This is a genomic window from Acinetobacter sp. 24-47-62 (assembly GCF_056779765.1).
Genome location: NZ_JBWYIN010000009.1, coordinates 26,545 through 52,102 on the forward strand (window position 1 = coordinate 26,545; position 25,558 = coordinate 52,102).

The window sequence follows — 25,558 nt, forward strand, 5'->3', positions numbered from 1 at the left end:
TAAGAAAGAAAAAGAAAGGAGTATTAAATTTTTAGCCGATTGAAATCAGCTACGCCACCAAAGTTTGTTCTTATAATAAATCTGAATGCGCTTACTCTGAGTTTGTTAAATGCTGCATCATCTATATAAAAAACCCATCCGAAGATGGGCTTAAGATGTTAAAAGTGAAGTCAAGCCTCTGCTTTCTTTTTCAAAGTTGCATCTAATTGTTCTTTATCTAATGCATTATCCCAACGTGCTACAACAATTGCTGCACAAGCATTCCCAACAAGGTTAGTTAATGCGCGGCATTCAGACATAAAACGGTCGATACCTAAAATAAGCGCCATCCCTGCAACAGGTAATGCAGGAACAACGGATAATGTAGCTGCCAGAGTAATAAAGCCCGCACCCGTTACACCTGCAGCCCCTTTTGAACTAATCATCGCTACCAACAAAATTGTGATCTGTTCCCAAATGGTCAAATCGATATTACAGGCTTGAGCAATAAAAAGAGCAGCCATCGTCATATAGATATTTGTACCATCTAAATTAAATGAATATCCAGTTGGAATGACCAAACCAACGACCGACTTTTCACAACCCGCTTTTTCCATTTTATTCATTAGCGTTGGCAGTGCAGCTTCAGAAGAACTCGTGCCTAATACTAACCATAATTCATCTTTGATATAGCGGATGAGATCAATGATTGAAAATCCATTGTAACGTGCAACTGCTCCCAGAATAAGCAGAACAAATAAAAGTGAAGTAATATAGAATGTTACGATTAATAATAGTAAATTTCCAATACTTGAAATACCGAAAGCACCAATCGTATACGCCATTGCACCAAATGCACCAATTGGAGCTAGTTTCATTAACATACCAACAAGGTAAAATACCGGAGCGGTCAGTGTCGTTAAGAAATCTGTAATTGGTTTCCCTTTTTCACCCACCGCTGCAAGCGCTAAACCAAATAGCACAGCAACAAATAAAACCTGAAGAATATCCCCACCCGCCAAAGGACTGATTAAAGTCTTTGGTATGATATTCATGAAGAAGTCAACAATAGAGGCATCCTGAGCTTTTTCAACATAAGTTGAAACTTTGTCACCTTCTAAAGCAGCAGGATCGATATTAAGACCTTTACCCGGCTGAATAAGATTGGCAACAATCATGCCCACAATCAGCGCAAGCGTAGAGAAAGTTAAAAAGTAAGCCATTGCTTTACCCGTCACTCGCCCCACTGCGCCCATATTCGTCATACCAGCAATACCCGTGACCACAGTCAAGAAAATAACGGGTGCAATGATCATTTTGACGATTTTAATAAAAGCATCGCCAAGAGGTTTTAAACTTGCCCCCAACTCAGGCATAAAATGTCCAAGTGTGACACCCGCAATAATTGCAAAGATGACTTGAACATATAAAATTTGATAAAACTTTTGCTTCTTAGGTGGTTGAGATTGCTCATCAACGTGAATATCCATGGAAGACCCTTCTAATTCAAAAAGTGAATCCATTGTTAAATGCAATAAATTTCACACTCAAAAACGAATTGCGCGTTAAATAGTTTCAAAGGTCGAAATTCTAGTGATATTCACTTTTTGAATGAATAAATTGGGCTTAACTATTAGTCTAAGAAAAAAAAATTTACAAAGTCCAATTGAACTGAGATGGCTAAATATGAATCGTTATCAAAATTAACTCGTATAAAATTAAGTTTTGATATTTTTAGAAAAAAAATTGAAATTAAAAATTTATAAGTTAATTTTGAATATTAAACATACAAAAAATTTTATTTTATGACCCAATATATATCTATAAAGTATAATTAAATTTTTATGCAATCTAATAATTATATATATAAATATATAATTCAATAACTTATACAATTAACCCTTAAACAAATATAACAAAAAAATATTAAAAATTTTAGCTGTATAAATTTAAAACACTCATATATAATCGTTTTTATTATATTTTATTAAATAAATTCAACAACTTATTTTTAAAAAATCATACTAAACCTGTTTTTCATTCATATATCTCCAATACCTTTTAGGTACGTATTGAACATGCAACTTAGGATTATCACGTGCCACTATATTTACACTCTTAAAATAATCCTTCCAAAGTTGATCATATAGCTCTTCTTGATCATCGAGTTCAATCATGAATGATTGACTAGAACCTATATAGATATTTTGATCGATTTCGACTGCATTCAAATTAACTTGATGGACTTGCTTCAAATCATAGTAAATTCCGTAGCGTCGCTTTTCATCATAAATTAACCAACGCTGGTCTTGATAACGTGCTTTGAAATGCTTAGAGATTAAAGGCAGAACATTAAAATCTGGTCTTACTAATGATAAAAATAAACCATCCTTACACTTTTTAAAGCGAACAAATGCCTCCATTCGGTGCTTTTCACGACCAACTTGTTTAGCCCATTGTGCAAGCGCTAAAACATCACGATGACCGAAATTTTTTTCAACGGCATATCGGTGCTTAAAGATATAAATGGAATAATCAAATAGATGTTGGTATGCCACTTCCTGCTCAGACAAAAAAGTAAAATACCAATTACGCAAACTTGAAGCAGAAATTTTAGATTTTAAACCTTGCCAGACTCGTTCAGCTTGCTTTTCTTCACTGTAAACTCGGACTGACTCATCAAATAAATTCTGGTGAGCGTTTCCTTCAGTTTGAACTTTTACGTCGAACTCTTTGAATTGAAAAGCTCTAAAAACACAGCACAGCAACCCAGTCATGGTACCATCAAAAACATACACAGCCATTTAAAACCCAAATCCTAGTTGAGGTGACAGTTGTTTCACATATTTTGATTGTCCGCTTTGTAAAATTTGCTGGCGGATCTGATGAGCGTGTTGTTCTCTTTTAAATTTGGGTGTGTCAGCACATCGAATAAAATGTTGAGCACGATTATAAGCAACGCCTAAGCGCTTTAACTGATCGATATGAATGTTTCCAAATCGACGAGCCTGTACAATTTTCTTAGCAGACCTCACACCAATGCCAGGAACACGCAAAATCATTTTATATTCAGCAGTATTAATATCCACCGGAAACTGCTCTGGATGTCTTAAAGCCCAACCTAATTTAGGATCAACCTCTAAATCTAAATTGGGATGTGCTTCATCCACAATTTCGTTGGCTTCAAATCCATAAAAACGCATTAACCAATCTGATTGATATAAGCGATTTTCTCGCAATAACGGCGGTGCAGAACCTACAGCAGGTAAAGCAGACTCTTCTGGATTGATAGGTATATATCCTGAGTAATACACCCGTTTTAATTTAAAATCTTTATAGTGCTTGTCAGCCATCAAGATTACATCACGATCTGTTTCGTGATGCGCACCGACCACCATTTGTGTTGTCTGACCAGCAGGCACAAATTTAGGAACCGACTTGATTAGTTTTCTCTCATCTTTCAATTCAATCAAACGGTCTCTCACAATACCTAAATCTTTCTGCACTTCTGCATGCGACTTTTCAGGTGCAAATTTCACCAAGCCTTCTTCTGTCGGCATTTCTAAGTTAATGCTCATCCGATCGACATACAGTCCAGCCTCATGAATAATTTCTTGCGAAGCACCCGGAATAGTTTTGAGATGAATGTACCCATTAAAATTTTCTTCCAGTCTTAATTTTTTTACGACTTGAAGCATTCTCTCCATGGTGTAATCCGCGGATTTAAAAATTCCTGAACTTAAAAATAACCCTTCTATATAGTTTCGACGATAAAAATTAATGGTCAGATCTACCACTTCTTGGACGGTAAATGCTGCTCGCTTTACGTCATTTGAACGGCGAGAGACACAATACGCACAATCATAAATACAGACATTTGAGAATAAAATTTTTAATAATGAAACACAGCGACCATCTTCGGTATAACTATGGCAAATTCCGGAACCTGTATTACCAAGACCTTTATCTTTGTTCTTGCGGTTACTACCACTTGAGGAACAAGACACATCATATTTGGCAGCATCAGCTAAAATCTGTAATTTTTCACGGATACGATCAGACATATATGTATGGGGAAGCAATGAGATTTCGAATATTATAATTGTTTATTTATTCTACCAAATGTCAGTGATCACTCATGCGACACAGTTTGACGCTTTGCATTTTCACACTAAATAATGAATATAATTTGATTCTCTGACCATGATTGTGCAAAGTGAAATTGAATCATGGAGCTTGATTATGTCTTTACTCGAACAATTATCCATTCAGCACCCCATTTTTTTAGCGCCAATGGCTGGGGTATCCACACCAGAACTGGCAGCTGAAGTATCCAATCAAGGTGGATTGGGGTCTCTTGGTTTAGGTGCTGCCAGTATCCAAAATGCTCGACAACAAATAGTTGCAACTCAAAAATTAACAGATTTACCCTTTCAGGTGAATTTCTTTTGCCACAAACCAACTGAACTTGATTCTGAACGGAATCTAAATTGGATAAATTATCTAAAACCCCACTTTGATAACTTTAATACTGAACCCCCCAAAGAATTAAAATGTATTTACCCTAGTTTTTTAGATAATGATGATTTTTTAGATTTAGTCTTAGAAACTCGACCTAAGGCGGTGAGTTTTCACTTTGGGATACCTCATGCACATCAAATATCTGCCCTCAAAGAGGCTGGTATTATTACGATGGTATCAGCAACGAACTTAGCGGAAGCTAGAGCAATTGAAGACGCTGGCATTGATATCATCATTGCACAAGGTATTGAAGCGGGAGGACACCGTGGTATTTTTAATGAGCATTTTGACAGTGCAATCAAAACAGCAGATTTAATAAAATTACTTGTTCCTGCCTGCAAGATACCTGTCGTAGCAGCTGGTGGAATCATGAATGGATTTCAAGCTAAATATATGATGAATCTCGGAGCTTCGGCCGTACAACTCGGTACTGCATTTGTACAATGCAAGAGTTCAGCTGCTAATGCAGCTTATCGTAATGCATTATTAAGCAAGCCTTTAACTCAAATCACTTCAAGCATCTCTGGGCGACCAGCGAGAGGGATAATCAACAGTTGGTCAACTCTCGTAGATTTACCTCAGCGTGAGTTAGTTGCTCCCTACCCTTATGCATATGATTTAGGTAAACAACTTAATGCAACAGCATTAACCAATAATGATGAAAGCTTCGGTGCATTCTGGGCAGGAAGTAATGTAAATCAAATCAGAGCTTTAGAAGCGCCTGATTTAATCAATCAAATCATATTAGAAATTGATCAATATGATGCTTAAATAATCGATAAAACCCATATCGAGCTGTAGTTTTTTAATTTACAATGAATTGTTAAATTATGTAGCGAAAAGTATGGGTTTTGTATTGTTAGCACTTATGGCGATTGGATTCGGAATAGACACCTATTCACATGCTCAAGATAATGTTCAGTCCACTCAACATAATATTGAGCAGCTAGATACTCAGAATTTAAATCAAAATCAATTACATTCTTCTGAAGAGAAAAAATCGAATTCTGAAATAAATTTACAACCTCTTGAATCTCAACAGTAGAATGTATGAATAACTTATCTGAGTTGAGTGCTGACATATAGAAACTCAACCTGATTTTAATAAATCCACAGATTCCACTTGAACATCACTCATAATTTGCCCTTCTGACAAAAGTAAATCGAAATAATTGGCTACGACCTTGGCTTGTTCCGCTGTACTTTCTACTTTGTACATATTCTGACGAAATTCATTACTTGAGTGGAGACCTTTGGTGTACCACGCGATATGTTTACGTGCAATGCGACAGCCTGAATACTCACCGTAAAATTCATATAGCTCATTCAGATGACCCAATAGAACTTCTTTTACTTCAGCAATCGATGGCGCTGCAAGTGGCTGTCCCGTTTTTAAATAATGAGCAATTTCTCTAAAAATCCATGGACGACCTTGTGCTGCTCGGCCAATCATCACGGCATCAGCACCAGTATGATCTAATACATACTTGGCTTTCTCTGGACTATCAATATCTCCATTTGCAATGACTGGAATAGAGATATTTTGCTTCACTTCTTTAATTAGATCATAACGTGCAGTATTTAAATACATATCTTCCCGTGTACGACCATGCAATGCTAAAGCTGCGATACCCGCTTGTTCTGCGCGCTTCGACACACGCATAATATTTTCATGACCGTTTAAAAATCCTAAGCGCGTTTTAAGTGTTACAGGGACATCTACTGCCTCGACCACCGCATCTAAAATTCTAGCTACCAAGTCTTCATCCTGTAGTAGTGCAGAACCTGCTAATTTATTGCACACCTTTTTTGCTGGACAGCCCATATTGATGTCAACGATTTGAGCACCATTTGACACTTGATATCGTGCAGCTTCAGCTAAATCCCGTGGGTCTGATCCTGCTATTTGTGCTGAAATTGGAGCAATTTCTCCATCAAAGTTGGCTCGATAGAGACTTTTCTTGCTCATACGCAGCGTTTTGTCAGAAGTCATCATTTCACTAACTGCATGTCCTGCACCAAAATATTTACACAAGGTTCTAAATGGTCGATCCGTTACACCTGCCATGGGTGCTACAAAAACAGGAGTTGTTTTTTCGCGATCAAATAAATCACGGATCACAGGATGTTGAGACATGAATAATACCAATGATGATGAAACAGTTTCAGAATGCTTAACTTTTTTAAATCTGCACTCATTGAGAGATTGAAATTGGATAAAAGCATTAAATTATATAACGTTTGAAACTAAAAATATGTTTTATATCATTTTGCTTGAATGCTAATGGATGAACTTAAGTTCAACACTTAGATTTTTATTTGAAGCATGCTGCCATTATCTTGTATACATATAAGTTCTCACAAATCGTGAATGAAATAGTATACTTCGCTAGAATCTTTATCCCTGATACTTTGCATTTATGAAAAATAGCTTTCGCTCTAATGTAATTTTTAAAGCCTGTAGTGTTGCTACATTAAGTTTATTCATGAGTGCTTGTGGTGACTCATCATGGTGGAATACACAAGATAAAACGATTGATGCAGAACAAATCTCAAAACTCATTCCTGGCCGCGTTAATAATCGTGGTTCATGGGCCGATGATATTTATAAAATAACCGAGCAACTCGGTATACCTCAAACGAAAGAAAATGTGTGTACCATTATTGCTGTAGTCGATCAAGAATCTAATTTTGTTGCAGATCCCCATGTACCCGGACTAGGTGCCAAAGCAGTTAAAGAAATTGAAGATCGTTTAGATGAAAAATTTAAAGATAAATTAGGAGATAGTATCGGAGGCACAGTTGCGGGCTATTTCCAAGAGGTCTTAAAAAATCAACCAACACCTGAAGACAATTATCTAAAACAAATGCGGAAAGTCTCTACCGAACGAGAATTAGATGAATTGTATCGTGAGATTTTTGCTCACATGACAAAACACTACCATGTCAGTGCACTCACTGGCGCAGCTAAACTCGTTGGTCAAGATATTGGTGAAAAACTAAATCCCATTACTACTCTAGGCTCTATGCAAGTTCATATTAGCTATGCAAAAGATCATAAGCGCCAAGGTGGAAGTATCGCTGATCTAAGATCAGACCTTTATAGTCAATATGGCGGACTCTATTATGGTATTCACCGCCTGATGATGTATCCAGCAGATTATGATCAACCCATATATCGCTTTGCAGACTACAATTCAGGCATGTATTCAAGTCGTAACGCCGCTTTCCAAAGTATGCTCAATGAATTAACAGCAGCGGAGTTAACGCTTGATGGCGACTTATTACTGTACAATAAAAATGGCAATCCAAAAGCGGAAAAGAGTCAATCTGAACAAGAACTTATCAATGTATTTGCTGCAAATAATGTATTTATTACACCTCGTCAAATTCGAACTGATTTAAAGAAAGAAAAAGAGAAAAAGTTTGAAGATACGCAAACCTATAAAGCTGTGACTGAGCTTTACGAAAAGAAAATCGGAAAAGAAAAATTTTATGCCATTATGCCTGAAGTGGTTATTTCAGGTCCTAAGCTTAGTCGCGACTACAACACCAACTGGTTTGCTACGCGAGTTAACGGTAGATATCAAACATGTATGCAGAAAGCAAAAAGAATCAAAACCTAGCGTTATTTGATTTTGATGGAACACTGTGTGAAAAAGATAGTTTTACTAGCTTTATCTTTTACGCCTTATCAAAACGACATATTGTTAAGCAAGGACTAAAAACCCTGCCTTGGATTCAAGCCTATTTTTTAAATATTTACCCCGCGCACGCAATGCGCCCTAAGCTATTCAAGGCAATGTTTACTGGATTCTCTAAATCTGATGCTGACTCGATTGCACTTGAATACGCCCATTCATTACAACAACATTTAAACTCACCCATTTATGAACAACTGATAAAGCATCAACTCCGTGGTGACCGCATTGCGATTGTCTCTGCATCCATTGATATTTATTTAAAACCTATTTCGCAGATTTTAAATGTAGATTTGATTTGTACTGAAACTGAAGTGCTCAATCAATTTTATACGGGTCATTATTCTTCTCCTGATTGTAGTGGTGAAGAAAAAAGACAGCGCATACTCAAGCAATATGATGTAAACCAATTTCAATCAATTTATGCTTATGGAAATTCTTATGAGGATCAAGCGATGTTGGATATGGCTGATTATCCTTATATGGTCGGATCATCTCATCAATTACCCGATCTTGACCCACAAAAAAAGCTCGCCTAAGCGAGCTTTTATTAAATAAGAAATTAATAGATCGCCATATGATTGCGATGGATCATTTCTAATGACCGTGCTTCACCTAGAACTTGGTGTACCTTATCTGAGGGTAAGCCTTTGACAATTTCAGCGCTACGTGAACTAAAGTTGACACGACCAACTGCAACGCGATGCCGTTGCTGATCCACACACTCTACCACATCACCACGCTCGAAATGCCCTTCAACTGCTTTAACACCTACAGGCAATAAACTCCGATGATTTTCTTTGATCGCTTTCACAGCACCATCATCAATCACCAATCGCCCTGCAGTTTGCAAATGCGCAGCTAACCATTGTTGGTGAGCAGTGATTCGATCATTATCAGTGATAAACAACGTACCTAGCATCTCACCCGACATTAATCGAGTTAACACATGATTACTGTCTCCACTGGCAATCAGTGTAGGACATCCTGATTTCGCAGCTAAACGAGCAGCACGTACTTTGGTCAGCATTCCACCTCGACCAAACTTACCACCACCACCTGCCATATCAAACAAACTTTCATCTAATGCGCGAACTGTATGAAACAACTTCGCATTAGGATTTGAGCGAGGATCTGAATCAAACATCCCCTCTTGGTCTGTCAAAATAATCAATAAATCAGCATGAACTTGGCCTGCAACCATTGCAGCTAAAGTATCATTGTCTCCGAATCGAATCTCATCAGTAGATACAGTGTCATTTTCATTAATCACTGGAATCACTTTCCAATCAATTAAATGTTGTAAAGCATCACAAGAATTCAAATAACGGCGACGGTCAGCCAAGTCATCATGAGTCAATAAAACTTGAGCAGATTGAATATTGTGATTCAACAATACACTTGACCAAGTTTGTATCAGCCCCATTTGACCAATGGCAGCACAAGCTTGAAGACTGGGTAGATCCGTGGGTCGATTCTCAAGTTTCATTCGAACCATACCTTCAGCCACAGCACCGGAAGACACGAGAATAATCTCATGCCCTGCATTGTGTAGATCTGCAATTTGCCCCGCCCAATGCGAGATTGCATCTATATCTAAACCTTTTCCGTTTGCTGTGAGTAAAGATGATCCGATTTTAACAACGATTCTTTTGCAACCCTTGAGCTGACGTTGCCCATCTACCACTTCTATCATCTTGTCCTCTGTCTCTTATATAAAGAGATTAACGTACGTAGTACACTTCCATTTCGCCATCATCTTCATCATCGTCAAAATCGTCATCCTCTTGACTGGCAAGACGTTGTTTACGACGCATTTCACGATAAGCCTCTTTAGCGGCAATGGTTTGTTCACGTGTTTCAGCTTCAAGCTGATCACGGAATGCTTGCATTTCTGCTGCATACTCTGGATCTTCAACTTCGCGTTCGCGCTGTTGTTCAATTTGATCCATTAAATAATAAACGACTTCTTTGGTTCCCTCAGACATCAAGCCTGAAGTCTTAAATACTGGACCCTCCCATTTCAACTCTTCAAGGATGTGATTGCACCACTCATCTCTTGAGTCTTCAGGCAACTGATCTACTTTATTTAAAACCAACACCACTGGGAGTTTTGACAATGTTGGAGAGAACTTTAAAAGTTCATTTAAAATTGCCTTAGCATTATAAGCTGGATCTGATCCATCAATTGGCTGTACATCCACGATATGTAGAAGAATACGAGTACGCGCCAAATGTTTTAAGAAGCGAATACCAAGACCTGCACCTTCTGCAGCACCTTCGATCAAACCTGGAATATCAGCCATTACAAATGAACGGTGACGATCTGCATCTACAACACCAAGATTAGGTACCATAGTTGTAAATGGGTAATCTGCTACTTTTGGTTTTGCTGCAGAGACAGCACGAATAAATGTTGATTTGCCCGCATTTGGCATACCTAATAAGCCAACATCTGCCAAAACTTTCAGCTCTAGGCGAATTTCGCGGAACTCACCTTTGTTACCATGTGTACATTTACGTGGAGCACGGTTCGTTGATGACTTAAAGTGAGTGTTACCTAAACCACCGTCACCACCTTGAGCAACAAGAACACGTTGACCATTTTCAATTAAATCACCAATGATGTCGCCAGACTCAGTATCTACAATTGTTGTTCCTACTGGAACATATAGTGTTACGGATTCACCACCGCGACCTGCACAGTTTGCGCCAGCACCATTTTTACCACGTTCAGCACGAAATCTACGGGTATAACGATAATCTACAAGCGTACTGGTGTTGTCATCAGCTTGAATATATACGCTGCCACCACGACCACCATCACCACCATCTGGACCACCAAATGGTACGAATTTTTCACGGCGAAAACTGGCTACGCCATTGCCACCGTCGCCAGCCTCTACGGTAATGACTGCTTCATCAACAAAGCGCATAATGCCAATCCTCTAAAAACTTTAAAACCGCCTATTCTGCCATATTTTAAAGTATTTCTCGACTATATTTATGCAGGTTGAGAATAAGTTAGCGACTTTTTTCATAAATTGAGTCTTTAATATTTTGGTGTATCACTGCATTAAATTTGATTTATTCATTACTCATTGTTTTATCAAATGACATCATTGGTTTTATTTATTTCTGAAACCACAAAATAATGCCTATAGTGCATTAAATTGCACTCTAAGATTTTGACATGAATCGCTCTGCTACCCCTTTATCCTCACAATTCGTGCTTATTATGGCTTTGGCCTGTGGTGTCTGTGCAGGTTCAGCCTATTTCAATCAACCACTGATTTATTCAATCGAAAGAAGTTTAGAAATTTCGACCAGCCAAGCTGGATTTACCGTGGTTATCGCTCAAGTGGGTTATATGCTCGGACTCATGCTTTTGGTACCCCTTGGAGATTTTTTTAATAAACGAAAACTCATTGTGAGTTTAATGATATTTGCGGCAATTTCGCAGATCCTTTTGTCTTTCAGCTCAGATATTAGCACTTTATATATCTTTACCCTTTGTGCAACATTTGGAGCCATATCAGCACAAGTATTAATTCCATTTGCTTCTTCCATTAGCCCACCGGAATTAAGCTCGGCAGTTGTAGGTAAACTCATGAGCGGATTGGTCATGGGGATTATTTTATCTAGGACATTTGCCGGCTTTGTTTCAACTTATTGGTCTTGGGAAGGCGTTTATTTCAGTAGTGGTATTTTGACTTTATGTTTAGCATGTTTAATGTGGAAAAAACTCCCCAACACTCAACCTGCTTCGCATTTACAAGTCACCGATATTTACAAATCACTTTGGAGCATCGCAAAGCATAATCCGCATCTCATACGCCGTGCCTGCGCGGGTGCCCTAGGATTTGGCATTCTCTCAATGGTGTTTACATCGATGACTTTTGTTTTAGGGAGTGCCCCATATCAATTTACTGATTTTCAAATTGGTCTATTTGGTCTGTTAGGTATTATCGGAATTTATTCCTCGAGTTGGTCTGGTAAAACAGTTGGCAAAGGGAAAGAAGAATTTGTCGCTCAATTATGTATCACCTTGATGCTGTTCTCTTGTATTCCATTATATTTCGCGCAACAGAACATCTTCATTTATGCACTTGGCGTATTGATGAGCTATTTTGGTCTCACCGCATTTCATGTTTTGAATCAAAATCTAGTCTATCGTATTGATGGTCAAGCACGCTCACGAATTAATGCTGTGTATATGACCATTTACTTTTCAGGCGCTGCACTAGGTTCTTTAGGTGCTGTCTATGCTTGGGAACATTATGCATGGATTGGTTGCGTTGCTTTGGGACTGTTTTTCTCAATTTTAATTTTATGTATTGATCGTTATGATTTTAAGATCATGAAATCTATATAAACATCTCGCTCAGTACACACTTTAAACTGAGCGATAACAAAATGATAAAGTATAACTATCGCGTAATAAGTGCCTTACTTTCCAAAATTTCGGGTAAATTTCGCTCAATCCAATGGATCAACTCATTTAATTTCATCGCTGCATTTGAACCCAATACAGTGAGTTGATACTCCACCTTTGGAGGAACTACTGGATAAACAGTGCGCAAAATAAAACCATCTTTTTCTAAGGTTTTTAGTGTCTGAGCCAACATTTTTTCGCTCACCCCCTCAATTCTTTGTTTTAGCTCACTAAAACGATGCACACCATCACTCAAGCAACGTAGGACGAGAACTGACCATTTACTGGTGAGATGCTCCAAAATTTCACGAGAAGGACATTCACTGGATAAAACTTGACCTAATAAATCACTATGCGCATATGTATTCATCATTTTTCTCTTAACAGTTAACAACTTACTTTTAGGTATGTACTTTCATTAAGTAAGTTAACAGATTAATATGCCTGCATCAAGTTTATTTTTTAGCCACATTAAGAGGAAATTAAAATGAAAATTGCGATTACAGGTGCAACTGGTGAATTAGGTCGTTTAGTTGTTCAAGAACTTAAAAAACTTCATAGCGAGCATGAAATTATTGCTTTGGTTCGCAACCCAGAAAAAGCTAAAATTTTATTTTCTGAAGATATTCAAGTACGCAAATTTGATTATGATCAGCCAGATAATCTCGCAAATTCCCTTCAGGACGTTAATAAACTCCTGCTCATTTCTGCCAATGAGATTGGTCGTCGCACTCCACAACACAAGGCTGTTATTGATGCTGCGATTCAAGCTAGAGTTCCTCACCTAACATATACCAGCTTACTGAATGCAGATCACTCTCCGCTTGGCTTAGCCAATGAACATCGAGAAACAGAAAAACTAATACGAGAAAGTTCCATTACCTACACCTTTTTAAGAAATAATTGGTATAGCGAAAACTATTTATCTGCCCTCACCCATCAAATCGAAACAGGCATAGTATACGGAGCTGCTCAAGATGGTTTAATTAGTTCAGCTTCTCGTTTGGATTATGCCACTGCTGCAGCTCAAATATTAAATGATGAATCAGCTCAACATTTGAACAAAATTTACGAGCTTGCTGGTAGCGAAAGCTTTAGCTTAAATGATTTTGCGACCCTTCTTTCTGAGTTTTCACAACAGCCTGTGAAATATCAAAACTTATCTCTAGAAGATTATCGTCAAGGATTAATTCAAGCTGGTTTACCACTAGGTCTCATTGACGTCATTGTAGATGCAGATCTTCACACCGCCCATGGTGCGATGTACAGTGTACGCAAAGATCTTGAACATTTAATTGGTCGAAAAACCACATCGATTCGTGAAAGCATTCAGCAAGCCCTGAATGCTTAGAGAATAGACTCCCCTTAAAGGGGAGTTTTTACTTTTTAATATTGCGCAGAGGTAAATCCAAGTTCATATCTAAATTTGCTTTTGTTTCACGCTCCAAGTTGTACATTGTTGCTCTAAAACTAGATACATCCTTCATCAAAATTGGATCATTTAAATGTAATACAGGTTTGAAAACATGATCAATATCCACATCAAGCTGCTCATGCAAATCTAAATACACAGGACCATCAAAATCAATCGTAATCGGAACCTGATAAGTACGCTTTAAATGAAATGGAACTTCAAGCTGAATAGGCAAATCTAAATTTAACGGAAATTTAGGTAAAAATCGTGCTTTATACACCAAATCTGTTGTTGCACTAATTGGAATCGTTTGATCAATTATTACTTTGGTTTGATAATCCGCACTCACAGAAACAGGGACTTCGACTTTAAACTTGAGATTGGTTTTGTATTTACCCTGCAAATCTAAATCAATATTTTCCTGCACTTTAATTTCTGTATTTAATGCGCCAATCGCTTGTACCTCAAGATAATTCCCAACATCAATTTTGGTCGGCAATGATTCTGACAACTGTACACTTGCATTCTTCGCACTGACATGAACAGATGCTTGAATATTGAGATATAGCCAAAAACCTACGGCGACAATGCTTGCCACGACAATAAATAAGAGCGAACCATATCCCACGATTTTTTTAGCACTCATGCTTCTCGAGCTCACTGGGCTTTCACCGATTCAGCAGATTGATCATCCTTCTGAACTTTAATGGGTGATGCTGCTTCCACTTTTTGATTTTTTTGTAATGTTAAGGTATTGAGTGGGATAACCAACTCACCTTTTTGTATTTTAATTGGCAAAGTATTTTGTACGTTGACTGAAGCCTCTAACGCAGTTTTAATTGGTGCATTCAAATGACCTTCTACTGGTATATCCACATCTAAATCCGTTTTTAATGGGATGCGTAGATTCTCTTTTAAATCCGCTTGAACAGGTGCTTGAAATTTCAAGTGAACCATTTGATCTAAGGGAACATCCATTTCAACAGGTACATCAAGTTTAATTGGAATCATCCCTTTCAATGGCAATGTAATATCTTTGCCTAAAATGCGAACCTTAACTTTAGTATCCACTGCTAAATTTTGATCCACAATCAAATTTTCACGGACTGGAATGACCGTTTTAATTGGTACTTGATTGTCGAAATGAACCATAGGATTCAATGTTTGTTGTACAGGAATAGAAAGATTTTCATGTATAGGAATGGTCGTTTTCACACGACCTGTCACATTTACATCCAAAGCATCATGGATTTGAACTTTCGCTTGCAATGGCTCCTGAAGATCAATATTCACGGCTTGATCTTCTAGTGGAATGTAAATTTTAAAATGTTGAAAAACCCATAAGGCAATTGCTATACCACTCGCGGCAGCCAAAGCAATCAGCACGAAGCCAATGACAAGATATTTGATGCGCAAAAATATAATCCTTTAACATTTATTTTTTTAATCACCTGCTCACAATCCATATTTTATGTGAACAAATACGCAATTTTTTCAATATTAAACCACTTATTTTGAAGAAACCATATTGCTCTAAAGTCTTAATTACGTAAATTTAGGCAAATAAAAAAGAGCCTCGAAAGAGGCTCTTTTTATGCTTTACAAATTATGCATTTGTTTCAGCAGGTACTTTTGGATAGCTTACGCCACCCATTTGTTCAGCGATACGCAGAACTTGGCAGCTATAACCTACTTCGTTGTCGTACCATACATATGCTGTTAAACGGTTACCAGACGTAATTGTTGCTTGCGCATCAAAAACACCTGCAGTGCGTGAACCGATAAAGTCAGATGATACAACTTCAGTAGAATTTGTATAACCAATTTGACCTTGAAGATTAGAGTTGATAGAAATTTGACGAATATATTCGTTCACTTCATCACGATCAACTTCTTTATCTAGAGTCAGGTTAAGGATTGCTAAAGACACGTTAGGTGTTGGAACACGTACAGAGTTACCAGTTAATTTGCCTTTAAGCGCTGGAAGTGCTTTAGCAACTGCTTTAGCAGCACCCGTTTCAGTGATCACCATGTTCAACGTTGCAGCACGGCCACGACGGTCAGCTTTATGATAGTTGTCGATCAAGTTTTGGTCGTTCGTGAACGAGTGAACTGTTTCGACGTGACCATTAATCACTGTATATTTGTCATGAAGTACTTTCAACGTCGGTGTGATCGCGTTAGTAGTACAGCTTGCAGCAGAGATGATTGTGTCTTCATCAAGAATGTCAGCTTGGTTTACACCAAACACAACGTTCTTCATGTCACCTTTACCAGGTGCAGTTAAGATTACACGTGCAGCGCCTGGGCATTTAAGGTGCTGAGCAAGACCTTCAGCATCACGCCATTTACCAGTGTTATCAATCACCAATGCATTTTCGATACCATATGCAGTGTAATCCACTTCTGATGGGTTCGATGCATAAATCACTTTGATGAATTGACCATTCGCAATAATTGCTTCGTTCTCTTCATCTACAGAAATCGTACCGGCAAATGGACCATGAATAGAGTCACGACGAAGTAAAGAAGCGCGTTTCTCTAAATCACCATCAGATGATTTACGAACAACAATCGCTTTAAGGTTTAGACCACGACCAAGACCAGACTGACCAATCATAAGACGTGCAAGGATACGACCAATACGCCCAAAACCATAAAGCACAACATCTTTATGCTCAACAGATGCAGCATTTCCTTGTAGTGATTTAACAGCGTCAGCAACGAATGCATCTACATCGCCACCTTTTGCTTTAAATTCTACAGCAAGTTTGCCTAAATCGATTTCAGCTGTGCCGATATTTTGTACTTTAACCAATGCTTCAAGGATTGGGAAAGTATCTACAGCAGAAAGTTCAACGTCTAAAACACGTGTACGACGGTGAGCTTTAAGAATTTGGATAACCGAGCGGTTAATTAAAGAGCGACCGTATACTGTAGCTACGATGTTTTTTTCACGGTATAACTGACCAACAAGGGCAATCATACGTTCCGCGAGTTCTTCACGGTTTTTCCAGCGACCTTGGTGCTCTGCATGTAGGGCAACGATAGTGTCTTTGCTCACAGATACGTCCTCTAATTAATTGTAAATCTAAGCATAAATTTCAAAACCCCATAATTGTAAAGGAATTAGCTCAGAGTTGAAATGAAAACTCGGTTTATTTTTTACTAAAGCAATATTCTCTTTATAAAAAATATATTTTAGCCATTGAATTACAATATAATTTTCTGGGTAAATGATTTCATTTAGATATCAAATACTGATCATTAAGCCTACAAATCCAATTTCGTCACTGAGTTGCAGTCAGTTCAACTCAATACTGGGGAAGCTGAAATATCCTGACTCAACATCATATTTAAATCTTCTAAATTAAAATCTTCTAAGTTTTCTGGGAGTTTGACCAATACTGGAAGCTTAGTTAAACCATTTTGCCCCGAAGGGAATGCATAATGTCGTTCAAAATCACTTGTAGCTGAAAAACTTTCAAATTCAATAAATACACTATATTTTCGATAGTTTTTAGGCACACTTAAAATATCTAGATAAGCCTGCTTCTTGATTTTCACCATGGCCAATGAAGTTTGTTGAAGTTCTTTTTCTAACTTTTCTCCAGCCACCATTCTTTTTAAAAATGAGCCTTGAACTTCAGCATAATCTCGTTTCAAACGCATCGTATGAGACAGCATTTCTCGGTAATCTTGAATATGTTGGCTTAAATCTTCTTGTAATGCATTTAACGGTTTCTTGGAGCGCTCATGCATGACTCCACGCTCATACATATTCAATGGTACAAATATTTCATCTTTACGCTTTTCAAGTAGTTTTAAATAGGCTAACAACTTGTATTCAAACAATTGGACTGATGAATTAAAAAATAATGAAGGCTGTTGTTTAAAATCTTTATAATTCGCCAGAATATCTGAAAATATGCGATGCACACTTTTAAACAGATGCTCATATTCTTCAATATGTGATAAATGCTGTTCTAAAGCCTCCACGAGAGGTTGTAGCAATTCGACAGTCAATACTTGCTCAATCTTCCGTAAATGCTGTTTGGCTACAAAATCACTATTACTTCCAGCCATCCCTAAATTTTGTGTTAAAAGCGGTAATATCTTCTGTTCAGCAACATCTTCAAATTCTTGCACAATTTGAATGACATCTTTATGCACTTGATGCTGAATAGTAACCATCATCTGCACGTGTTCCATAAACTGTTTGATATACCCCTCTTCATTGTAACGGCGCATATCCAAAACCAACCCATTGAGATAAATTTGCTGGTTGTATTCCATTCGATCTTCAAATAAAAAACGACGGATCGAAAATGGATTTTGTTCAAACTGACTAGTTGGTGCGATGACGAATAGAAATTCAGAGGTTTTAACAATATCAAAGTGTCGAATGGACTGTTCTTTCAGCAACCATTGTGCAAAAAAAGGATGCTCCATGATCGATGAGCTTCTAGGTAGAAGCGGTTTAAACCAATACCCCAGTAATTGTTGCTTAATAAATACTTCTATCATAAAGCTCTTAATCTGAGCTGAAGTTAACTGGCGAGTTCCAACTGGTGTTTCAAGATTTAATTCACGAATTAACTTAGCAACATCTTGCAAAAAAACCCGACGCATTAACATTTTTTCGCGTTGTAATTTTAAATTATCCTCAACAGCAATCTGGTCAATTTGATACAGCGCATTTTCTAAATAGTCAGCCACTTGTACGCAATCCGTCATCTCCTTCAACCATTGGATAGATTGACATAACTTTGCTGCAATGGAGCGCATTCTTTCACTAGAAAAACTATGCTTTAAAATTCCCAGCGACGTCGTGACTTTATATTCGAATGTGTTATTCACACGATTCCAAAATATATCTTTAGGTTTGAGAATTTGACGATCAATTTCTTCGCGAACGTCACTATCAGAATGTTGAAATATACGCTCTAAGAGTCTTTGCCAGTTTAAATCCAGACTAGGCTCCATCTGTAATAATGCTGCTCTTGTTTGGTACTGAATCATGATTGTTAAATTAGAATTATTATTGATTTAACAAATTTATCACATTTTTATGTTTTAGTTAATTGTGTCACAAATATTTTTAAAGAATAAGTAATTATTCTTATCATTCAGTCAAAAACTCTTATGTACAACTCATTCTTATGTAATTACATGAAACTTAGTGCTCATCTTTTTGGGCTAGACGCGATTGTAGTTTCTTATGTTGATATTGAAGTAACTTTTCAGTTCTTCTTTGACGATAGAGATAAATTGCACCTTCCAAAATAAGGAGCAATACAGCAAACCAAATTGGAATATAAGTCAACCATTCTCCTGCTTCCACGCGTTCACCCATTGCCATTGATGCTCCTGCCAACAAAATCGGCTCTAAATAACTCAATAACCCAAAAATCACAAATGGAAGATATCTGCTCGCCAAGATGTAACTTCCAAGCCCTAAGGCACTTAAGCAACCTAGACCTAGTACGGCTAAAATGAGATATTTAAACTCAATGATCAGGGGCAATGTGTTTGAATAAAAAAATGCTAGAAAAACAGCAACTGGAATCACCAGCAATAAATCCCACCAGAATCCACCTAAATGATCTGTTCCAAATTTTCTTCTTAAAAAAAAGTAGATCGGATAAGCCACAGCAACATACATGGTTTCCCATGCCACACTACCGATGCGCCAGATTTCATGGCTGACACCAAGAATTGCAAAAAACACTGCTGCAATTTGCCACTTTGAGAGCTTTTCTTTGTAAAGAACGCAACCAAAGAGAACCATCACCAGAGGCAACAAAAAATATCCTAAAGAAACCTCAAGCCCCCGACCATTGATTGGTCCCCACAAAAATAACCAGAGTTGAGTTGTACACAAAAACGAACTGATCAAGAGCCAAATTAAAATAGATGGTTGTTTGTAAATTTTATTATAAATTTCTCTAACATATTTTAGATCACCCGACCACCACATAAACAGCGTTAAAAAAGGTAATGTTGCTAACATTCGCCAAGCAAAGGTCTGCTCACTGTCTAGTGGTCTAAGAAAATACGTATAAAAATATAGCACCCCAAATGTCACTGATGCCATAACTGACAATGCTATACCTTTTAACATATCTGAACCTAATTTTTACCAAACGATATTATAGCTATAATTCATATCAATAGATGTCGATGCATAAAAAAACCACGCTTTAGCGTGGTTCTCATCATTTTCAACATTATTTTGTTGAACCAGGTTGTTGACCCGTTTGCTTTGTACGTATCACATCACTTAAGTCATAACCAACAGATTTAGCATAATCAAGATACTCATTCACGACTGCTTGATCAGGATTATGCGTGCGAGAAAGTACCCACATATACTTACGTTTAGGCTCACCCACGAGTACAGTTTGATAATCCTCATCCAGTTTCAGCACCCAGTAGTCGCCACGACCAACTGGTAACCATCGAATAGCACTCGGCAAAAAACTGACTTTCAATTTTGTATTAAATGGCTGATTTTGTACAAATGCCTCACCCACTGACTGGGTAACTTTACCGTCAGCGGTAAAACAACGGTTATCAACAGTCACATTACCATTTTCATTTAATGTATATGTCGCAGTTACATCACGATCACACTTGTTTTGGAAATAAAGTGGCTTACGTGCTACTTCATACCAAACACCTAAGTATTTATCGAGTTCAACTTTTTCAACAGTATTGAGTGGCTTGTCCTGAGCATAAACCATCGTTGCTGCCCCTAAACCAACCAATAAGGCACCACCCAATACAATCTTGCTAACATTGAAACCAGCAGATGGGAGACTCTTGATCATCTAAATAACCCCTATTTATTGAATTTGTTTGTGAGTATTCATTTACTCTTCTACAATAATGGTTATTTTTCGGCTTAATGTTACGTTATGTGATGATTTTACAGTGTTTTCTGTAAATTAAATCACTGAATTAACTGTGCTTTTAAACGCACGATCTCATCACGGAAACGCGCTGCTTGCTCAAACTGAAGCTCTTTCGAAGCTTTGAGCATTTCTTTCTCTAATTTAGCCAAATGTTTTGCCAATAGTTTTGGATCGGAAACTATATGGCGCTCATCCGCACTTAATGCACGTGCTTGTCCCGATACACTCTCATCAATTGACTCATCATCATACACTTCACCAGTATCAATCTCTTTGATGACTTGGCGGACTGCTGAACGCGGAGTGATGCCATGTTCTAAGTTAAAATTAATTTGTTTGGTACGGCGACGCTCCGTTTCATCAATCGCTTTTTGCATTGAATCCGTAATCCGATCCGCATATAAAATAGCCTTTCCTTCAACATTTCGAGCAGCACGACCAATGGTTTGGATAAGTGAACGTTCTGAGCGTAAAAAGCCTTCTTTATCGGCATCTAATATTGCAACTAAAGATACCTCAGGCATGTCTAAACCTTCACGGAGTAAGTTAATTCCAATCAATGCATCATAGACACCTGTTCGTAATTCATGAATGATCTTCACACGTTCAACAGTATCGATATCAGAGTGCAGATAAGCCACTTTGATCCCGTACTCTTTTAAATATGACGTCAAATCTTCAGCCATGCGTTTGGTTAACGTTGTGACCAAGACACGTTCATTTTTGTCTTTACGTTGATTAATCTCCGAAAGGACATCGTCCACCTGAGTCAATACTGGACGAATTTCAATGACGGGGTCAATCAACCCTGTTGGACGCACCACCTGCTCAGCAATTTGTTCTGATTTTTCTAATTCATAATTGGCAGGCGTCGCACTGACATAAATTGTAGTAGGAATAATACGTTCCCACTCTTCAAACTTCATTGGTCGATTATCCAATGCACTTGGCAAGCGGAAACCATAATTCACTAGATTTTCTTTACGTGAACGATCGCCTTTATACATCGCACCAATTTGAGGAACCGTAACATGCGATTCATCAATAATAAGTAATGCATCCTCAGGCAGGTAGTCGAAAAGCGTTGGCGGGGCCTCTCCAGCTGGTCGACCTGATAAATGTCTCGAGTAATTCTCAATACCATTGGTATAACCAAGCTGTTGCATCATCTCAAGGTCATATCGAGTACGCTGTTCAATACGTTGAGCTTCAAGCAATTTATCTTCAGCTCTGAAATATGCCAAGCGCTCTTTGAGTTCTTCACGAATCGTTTCGATGGCACGCTGCAAGTTATCTTTAGGCGTCACATAGTGACTTTTTGGATAAATCGTAATTCGTGGGACTTTACGAATCATTTTTCCAGTCAAGGGATCAAACCAGCGGATCGAATCCACTTCATCATCAAATAGCTCAATCCGCACTGCATTTTGTTCTGACTCTGCGGGGAAAATATCAAGAATTTCTCCACGAATTCGATAAGTACCTCGTAAAAATTCGAGTTCATTACGCGTATATTGCATTTCTACCAATCGACGAATCAACTCATCACGGCTGACTCGATCACCTGTCACAATATGTAGGAGCATATTCATATATGCATTAGGATCACCTAAACCATAAATGGCGGATACCGAAGCAACGATAATAGCATCCTTACGCTCAAGCAAAGCACGCGTTGCAGACAACCGCATCTGATCGATGTGATCATTAATAGCAGAATCCTTTTCAATAAAAGTATCAGATGACGGTACGTATGCTTCTGGCTGATAGTAATCGTAATAACTTACAAAATACTCAACAGCATTATGTGGAAAAAAAGCTTTAAATTCTCCATAGAGTTGAGCCGCAAGGGTTTTGTTGTGTGCCATTACAATAGTAGGACGTTGTAATTGCATAATCACATTCGCCATCGTATAGGTCTTACCAGAGCCTGTTACCCCTAATAACAATTGATCCTTAAAACCTTGTTCTACTCCTTTAACAAGTTTCTCAATCGCTTGAGGTTGATCACCTGCAGGCTCGTAATTAGTTACTAATTCAAATGGACGACTGTCACTCACTCGATAATTCTCGCTATACAGATGATGAAAATATGCAATAACACTGGTAATGCATGGCTTGCTTGCTCAAATCTTTATGATTTACTCATCTGATGATGAGGGTGAAAACCATAAATTCAATCAATTTTACTTGACCCTTACAGCAATCAATTGCACCATAAACTTAAATTGCATGTTGATGTAAAAAACTATGACTTACCAATATCACGATGAAACGATTATCAACAGTTTAAATGAAGATACAGTATTTGTATTTGGTAGTAATTTAGCAGGCACTCATGCAGGTGGTGCTGCAAAAATTGCACTTCAACATTTCGGTGCGATTAAAGGTGCTGGCCGCGGATGGGCTGGACAGAGCTATGCAATACCCACCATGAATGAGCATTTGCAACAAATGCCTCTATCCCAGATTGAACACTACATCAATGATTTTAAGATCTATACAAAAAACCACCCCAAGATTAAGTATTTTATTACAGCCGTTGGTTGTGGTGTAGCAGGTTACAAAGTTGCTGAAATAGCCCCAATGTTCAAAGGTATATCAAAAAATGTGATTTTCCCGATTTCGTTTAAACCTTTCGTTGAACGAACCTTTCCTAAATTAAACCAACCTTTATTACATGCCATTTTTTCTTCCGAACTACTGTTCGCGGATTCTTTAGAAACGGCATTTGAGCAACTTAATTTAAATGAATCTGAAAAGAAACTAGCCAATATTTTGATTGAAACGCCGATGTTCCCCGTGGATAGTAATGGACGTGAACGCATATTTGAAATCGAAGATATCCTCTATCATCTAAAAGATCAAACCTTCCAATATGAACCGAAGTCCGATCGTGCATTCATGATGGGTGGTGTGGTATTGGCTTTACTTGAACTCTACCAAATGAATGAACAAGATTTTGTTGATGTTTGGCAAGGGCTTAAGTCAATTTCTGCGCCAAAACCTGAGCATCGAGCAAAAAAATCAGTTTAATAAGATGTTGATTTTATAAGATTCATTCACTTATATTGTATAAATGAATGAATTTTAAACACCAAGGCTCGCATCTATGGATCATTTAGATCTGACCATCTTTGATTTATCTCCAATTGCGATGTGGCTACAAGACTTCAGCGGTGTTAAACAAATTTTCGAACAATGGACTGCTGAAGGTATTGACGATATTGAAGCATATTTAATGGAGGATCACAGTCGTCTCCACCTTTGCTTGAGTACGATTCATACCTTACGTGTTAACCAAAGTACGCTTAAACTGTATGAAGCAAAAAACTTAGAAGAAATTTTAGAAAGTTTTCAGAAGTTCCTTCATCCTGAAGTCAGCACTTTCCAAATCCAATTTTTTGTATCACTTTGGAAGAATACTGAACATCATATTCCAGTGATCAATTATACGACCAATGGAAAGCGTTTAGATGTTCAATTACGCGGTATGAAATTAAAAGGTTATGAGGATAATTGGAAATGCCTACTCATGACCACCGAAGATATTTCCCAATATCAAAAAGCACGTCATTTTGCCGAATCTTTATTTACTTATAATCCAACAGCACTATGGATCATGGATTTTAGCCAAATTAAAAAAAGATTTGAGCTGCTCCGTTTGCAAAACATTGAGAATTTAGACCAACACATTCATCAACATCCAGAATTTGTTGTGGAATGCTTTGAGCAAATAAATTTCATTGATGTCAATGAAGCGGCGCTCAAACTTTTTGCTGTGAAAGATAAATCTCAATTTTTACATCATTCTCATGATTTATTTGATATTAAACGTTTGGAAAATTTTAAAAGCCAGTTACTACAATTGTGGAATCATGAAGAATATCAACAGCGAGAAAGTAGTTTCTATAACGCGAATGGAGAACAAATCTTCGTTTTAGAACAATTAAATATTTTTCCACATAATTTAGATGATTGGGCGGTGATACAAGTCGCCCTTACAGATATCACTGAGCGAAAAAAATTAGAAAATCACTTACATTATTTGGGTCAACATGACATTTTAACTGATTTACATAACCGAACTTATTTCAATGAAGAAATTGAACGGATTGAGCAACTTGATCTCTATCCAGTGTCTTGTATTTACATTGACATGAACGGTTTAAAAATCATCAATGATCAGTTCGGACATGATGTCGGTGATCAGTATCTAAAAAACTTTGCCGAAATTCTTCAATTTGTCACTCACAAAAAAGATTTTTCAATTTCTAGAATAGGTGGCGATGAATTTGTATTATTGATGCCTCATGCCGATGTTGAGCAAGTTAAAATCCTTGTTCATGATCTTGAAACTCAAATACATCAACATAATCTAGATCACCCTCATCTTTCTATCAGCGTTTCACTCGGACATGCCACAAGACTTAAAGGCGAAACCTTAGAAGATATGTTACGCCGTGCAGATAAATGCATGTATATTAACAAGCATCATTTTTATCAAAATAAAAATCTAACGAATTGAGCTTAGGATTTAGCTCAACGTTAGCTTAGCTCAAAAAAGTGTCTTAAATCACGTAAATAATAA

General features: G+C 37.6%; 22 protein-coding genes. 8 read left to right on the forward strand and 14 right to left on the reverse strand.

Going from position 1 to position 25,558, the window contains the following annotated elements; all coding sequences use genetic code 11:
* Positions 1 to 170: 170 nt before the first annotated feature.
* The 3 genes from AC1M87_RS08300 to AC1M87_RS08310 form a co-directional block, all read right to left on the reverse strand.
* Complete coding sequence (locus AC1M87_RS08300; RefSeq protein WP_481593426.1) at positions 171 to 1,469, reverse strand: dicarboxylate/amino acid:cation symporter; 1,299 nt, start codon at positions 1,467 to 1,469, stop codon at positions 171 to 173.
* Positions 1,470 to 2,003: 534 nt separating this feature from the next.
* A complete protein-coding gene (locus tag AC1M87_RS08305) occupies positions 2,004 to 2,783 on the reverse strand; it encodes a TIGR03915 family putative DNA repair protein (protein WP_481593427.1) in 780 nt (259 codons plus the stop codon).
* Positions 2,784 to 4,043: a putative DNA modification/repair radical SAM protein gene (locus tag AC1M87_RS08310; protein WP_481593428.1), complete on the reverse strand. Its 1,260-nt coding sequence runs from the start codon at positions 4,041 to 4,043 to the stop codon at positions 2,784 to 2,786.
* Positions 4,044 to 4,221: 178 nt separating this feature from the next.
* On the opposite strand from AC1M87_RS08310, the gene AC1M87_RS08315 reads away from it, so the two are divergent.
* Together AC1M87_RS08315 and AC1M87_RS08320 are read left to right on the forward strand one after the other, a co-directional pair.
* Positions 4,222 to 5,271 (forward strand): NAD(P)H-dependent flavin oxidoreductase, encoded by a 1,050-nt coding sequence (locus AC1M87_RS08315; protein ID WP_481593429.1) that lies wholly within the window; start codon positions 4,222 to 4,224, stop codon positions 5,269 to 5,271.
* 73 nt (positions 5,272 to 5,344) lie between these two features.
* Entirely contained in the window at positions 5,345 to 5,545 is a 201-nt protein-coding gene (locus AC1M87_RS08320) for a hypothetical protein (protein ID WP_481593430.1), read from the forward strand.
* A 45-nt stretch (positions 5,546 to 5,590) separates the two neighbouring features.
* Here the strand turns inward: AC1M87_RS08320 and dusB are convergent, their stop codons facing one another.
* Complete coding sequence (dusB, locus tag AC1M87_RS08325) at positions 5,591 to 6,637, reverse strand: tRNA dihydrouridine synthase DusB (RefSeq protein ID WP_180028412.1); 1,047 nt, start codon at positions 6,635 to 6,637, stop codon at positions 5,591 to 5,593.
* Positions 6,638 to 6,920: 283 nt separating this feature from the next.
* Here dusB and AC1M87_RS08330 point away from each other — a divergent pair, with 283 nt between their 5' ends.
* Both AC1M87_RS08330 and AC1M87_RS08335 read left to right on the forward strand, forming a co-directional pair.
* A complete protein-coding gene (locus AC1M87_RS08330; protein ID WP_481593431.1) occupies positions 6,921 to 8,126 on the forward strand; it encodes a DUF1615 domain-containing protein in 1,206 nt (401 codons plus the stop codon).
* Positions 8,093 to 8,740: an HAD-IB family hydrolase gene (locus AC1M87_RS08335; protein ID WP_481593432.1), complete on the forward strand. Its 648-nt coding sequence runs from the start codon at positions 8,093 to 8,095 to the stop codon at positions 8,738 to 8,740. The genes AC1M87_RS08330 and AC1M87_RS08335 overlap by 34 nt, the downstream gene beginning before the upstream one ends.
* A 23-nt stretch (positions 8,741 to 8,763) precedes the next feature.
* On the opposite strand, the gene proB is transcribed toward AC1M87_RS08335, so the two are convergent.
* A complete protein-coding gene (gene proB / locus AC1M87_RS08340; protein ID WP_035265485.1) occupies positions 8,764 to 9,897 on the reverse strand; it encodes a glutamate 5-kinase in 1,134 nt (377 codons plus the stop codon).
* Between the two features lie 28 nt (positions 9,898 to 9,925).
* On the reverse strand, positions 9,926 to 11,137 hold the full coding sequence (gene cgtA / locus AC1M87_RS08345; RefSeq protein ID WP_092767039.1) for an Obg family GTPase CgtA: 1,212 nt from the start codon (positions 11,135 to 11,137) through the stop codon (positions 9,926 to 9,928).
* A gap of 257 nt (positions 11,138 to 11,394) precedes the next feature.
* Between cgtA and AC1M87_RS08350 the strand changes: the two genes are divergently transcribed.
* Positions 11,395 to 12,576, forward strand: a complete 1,182-nt coding sequence (locus tag AC1M87_RS08350) for an MFS transporter (protein WP_481593433.1) — start codon at positions 11,395 to 11,397, stop codon at positions 12,574 to 12,576.
* Positions 12,577 to 12,631: 55 nt separating this feature from the next.
* Here the strand turns inward: AC1M87_RS08350 and AC1M87_RS08355 are convergent, their stop codons facing one another.
* Positions 12,632 to 13,006 (reverse strand): winged helix-turn-helix transcriptional regulator, encoded by a 375-nt coding sequence (locus AC1M87_RS08355; protein ID WP_481593495.1) that lies wholly within the window; start codon positions 13,004 to 13,006, stop codon positions 12,632 to 12,634.
* A gap of 117 nt (positions 13,007 to 13,123) precedes the next feature.
* Between AC1M87_RS08355 and AC1M87_RS08360 the strand changes: the two genes are divergently transcribed.
* Positions 13,124 to 13,987, forward strand: coding sequence for an SDR family oxidoreductase (locus AC1M87_RS08360; protein WP_481593434.1), 864 nt, complete (start codon positions 13,124 to 13,126; stop codon positions 13,985 to 13,987).
* Between the two features lie 28 nt (positions 13,988 to 14,015).
* Here AC1M87_RS08360 and AC1M87_RS08365 read toward each other — a convergent pair whose 3' ends face one another.
* The 7 genes from AC1M87_RS08365 to uvrB all read right to left on the reverse strand — a co-directional run bounded on the left by AC1M87_RS08365 (position 14,016) and on the right by uvrB (position 23,027).
* Positions 14,016 to 14,696 carry a hypothetical protein gene (locus AC1M87_RS08365; protein ID WP_481593435.1) on the reverse strand — a complete coding sequence of 227 codons (681 nt, stop codon included), beginning with the start codon at positions 14,694 to 14,696 and terminating at the stop codon, positions 14,016 to 14,018.
* An 11-nt stretch (positions 14,697 to 14,707) separates the two neighbouring features.
* Positions 14,708 to 15,466 (reverse strand): MFS transporter, encoded by a 759-nt coding sequence (locus tag AC1M87_RS08370; protein ID WP_481593436.1) that lies wholly within the window; start codon positions 15,464 to 15,466, stop codon positions 14,708 to 14,710.
* Positions 15,467 to 15,656: 190 nt separating this feature from the next.
* A complete protein-coding gene (locus AC1M87_RS08375; protein ID WP_180028420.1) occupies positions 15,657 to 17,114 on the reverse strand; it encodes a glyceraldehyde-3-phosphate dehydrogenase in 1,458 nt (485 codons plus the stop codon).
* 245 nt (positions 17,115 to 17,359) lie between these two features.
* Entirely contained in the window at positions 17,360 to 19,072 is a 1,713-nt protein-coding gene (locus AC1M87_RS08380) for a hypothetical protein (RefSeq protein ID WP_481593437.1), read from the reverse strand.
* 157 nt (positions 19,073 to 19,229) lie between these two features.
* Positions 19,230 to 20,174 (reverse strand): EamA family transporter RarD, encoded by a 945-nt coding sequence (rarD, locus tag AC1M87_RS08385; RefSeq protein ID WP_481593438.1) that lies wholly within the window; start codon positions 20,172 to 20,174, stop codon positions 19,230 to 19,232.
* A gap of 106 nt (positions 20,175 to 20,280) precedes the next feature.
* Entirely contained in the window at positions 20,281 to 20,883 is a 603-nt protein-coding gene (locus AC1M87_RS08390) for a lipocalin family protein (RefSeq protein WP_035265500.1), read from the reverse strand.
* A gap of 122 nt (positions 20,884 to 21,005) precedes the next feature.
* Positions 21,006 to 23,027 (reverse strand): excinuclease ABC subunit UvrB, encoded by a 2,022-nt coding sequence (uvrB, locus tag AC1M87_RS08395; protein ID WP_481593439.1) that lies wholly within the window; start codon positions 23,025 to 23,027, stop codon positions 21,006 to 21,008.
* A 190-nt stretch (positions 23,028 to 23,217) separates the two neighbouring features.
* On the opposite strand from uvrB, the gene AC1M87_RS08400 reads away from it, so the two are divergent.
* Complete coding sequence (locus AC1M87_RS08400; RefSeq protein ID WP_481590310.1) at positions 23,218 to 24,003, forward strand: A1S_2505 family phage non-structural protein; 786 nt, start codon at positions 23,218 to 23,220, stop codon at positions 24,001 to 24,003.
* Positions 24,004 to 24,079: 76 nt separating this feature from the next.
* On the forward strand, positions 24,080 to 25,495 hold the full coding sequence (locus AC1M87_RS08405; protein WP_481593440.1) for a diguanylate cyclase: 1,416 nt from the start codon (positions 24,080 to 24,082) through the stop codon (positions 25,493 to 25,495).
* Positions 25,496 to 25,558 lie beyond the last annotated feature (63 nt).

Coding starts and splice junctions, on each gene's coding strand:
- AC1M87_RS08300 (WP_481593426.1), bottom strand. CDS start 1,469: ATGGATATTCACGTTGATGAGCAATCTCAACCACCTAAGAAGCAAAAG.
- AC1M87_RS08305 (WP_481593427.1), bottom strand. CDS start 2,783: ATGGCTGTGTATGTTTTTGATGGTACCATGACTGGGTTGCTGTGCTGT.
- AC1M87_RS08310 (WP_481593428.1), bottom strand. CDS start 4,043: ATGTCTGATCGTATCCGTGAAAAATTACAGATTTTAGCTGATGCTGCC.
- AC1M87_RS08315 (WP_481593429.1), top strand. CDS start 4,222: ATGTCTTTACTCGAACAATTATCCATTCAGCACCCCATTTTTTTAGCG.
- AC1M87_RS08320 (WP_481593430.1), top strand. CDS start 5,345: ATGGGTTTTGTATTGTTAGCACTTATGGCGATTGGATTCGGAATAGAC.
- dusB (WP_180028412.1), bottom strand. CDS start 6,637: ATGTCTCAACATCCTGTGATCCGTGATTTATTTGATCGCGAAAAAACA.
- AC1M87_RS08330 (WP_481593431.1), top strand. CDS start 6,921: ATGAAAAATAGCTTTCGCTCTAATGTAATTTTTAAAGCCTGTAGTGTT.
- AC1M87_RS08335 (WP_481593432.1), top strand. CDS start 8,093: ATGTATGCAGAAAGCAAAAAGAATCAAAACCTAGCGTTATTTGATTTT.
- proB (WP_035265485.1), bottom strand. CDS start 9,897: ATGATAGAAGTGGTAGATGGGCAACGTCAGCTCAAGGGTTGCAAAAGA.
- cgtA (WP_092767039.1), bottom strand. CDS start 11,137: ATGCGCTTTGTTGATGAAGCAGTCATTACCGTAGAGGCTGGCGACGGT.
- AC1M87_RS08350 (WP_481593433.1), top strand. CDS start 11,395: ATGAATCGCTCTGCTACCCCTTTATCCTCACAATTCGTGCTTATTATG.
- AC1M87_RS08355 (WP_481593495.1), bottom strand. CDS start 13,006: ATGAATACATATGCGCATAGTGATTTATTAGGTCAAGTTTTATCCAGT.
- AC1M87_RS08360 (WP_481593434.1), top strand. CDS start 13,124: ATGAAAATTGCGATTACAGGTGCAACTGGTGAATTAGGTCGTTTAGTT.
- AC1M87_RS08365 (WP_481593435.1), bottom strand. CDS start 14,696: ATGAGTGCTAAAAAAATCGTGGGATATGGTTCGCTCTTATTTATTGTC.
- AC1M87_RS08380 (WP_481593437.1), bottom strand. CDS start 19,072: ATGATTCAGTACCAAACAAGAGCAGCATTATTACAGATGGAGCCTAGT.
- rarD (WP_481593438.1), bottom strand. CDS start 20,174: ATGTTAAAAGGTATAGCATTGTCAGTTATGGCATCAGTGACATTTGGG.
- AC1M87_RS08390 (WP_035265500.1), bottom strand. CDS start 20,883: ATGATCAAGAGTCTCCCATCTGCTGGTTTCAATGTTAGCAAGATTGTA.
- AC1M87_RS08400 (WP_481590310.1), top strand. CDS start 23,218: ATGACTTACCAATATCACGATGAAACGATTATCAACAGTTTAAATGAA.
- AC1M87_RS08405 (WP_481593440.1), top strand. CDS start 24,080: ATGGATCATTTAGATCTGACCATCTTTGATTTATCTCCAATTGCGATG.